Origin of the sequence: Pauljensenia sp. UMB6358 (assembly GCF_030216865.1) — a bacterium.
Lineage (GTDB): Bacteria > Actinomycetota > Actinomycetes > Actinomycetales > Actinomycetaceae > Pauljensenia > Pauljensenia turicensis_A.
The window spans coordinates 1-375 of the sequence record NZ_JASOMS010000057.1; the positions used below are offsets into that span (position 1 = coordinate 1).

Below are 375 nucleotides of genomic sequence, written 5' to 3' on the forward strand. Positions count from 1 at the left end.
GATGAAAGCTGCGAAACCTCCGAACCCGCCGAGGGTGGCAAGAGCATCAATAAACCCGCTCAAAAGCTCACTCCTCCTTCCCCTCGGTCTTGGTGGGGGCGCGGTGCCTACCAGCAGGCGGGGAAGTAATATCGCGCACCCAATCCATCAAACCCGTAGGTTTCAGGATCGTGTAGGCGATCTGCCCGGCCCCAGCGACCACGCCCAGGTTCATGATCGCGAACTGGTAAAACGCCGGATACTTAATAAACACGAAGGTCGCCGCCGCGAGCGCCACGTACACCGCGAGAGCCACCAGACGCTTAGTATTTTGCGTCCAGTGCGCGCGAGTTATCACCGAGACTACGAATGTGCCCAGGATGCCCGCGAGTGCGG

At 59.7% G+C, this 375-nt stretch carries 1 protein-coding gene; it reads right to left on the bottom strand.

Features of this window, described 5'->3' with window-relative positions:
* Positions 1-67 precede the first annotated feature (67 nt).
* The coding region (locus tag QP381_RS08615; RefSeq protein WP_285068534.1) for a hypothetical protein at positions 68-375 on the bottom strand (308 nt) is incomplete at its 5' end.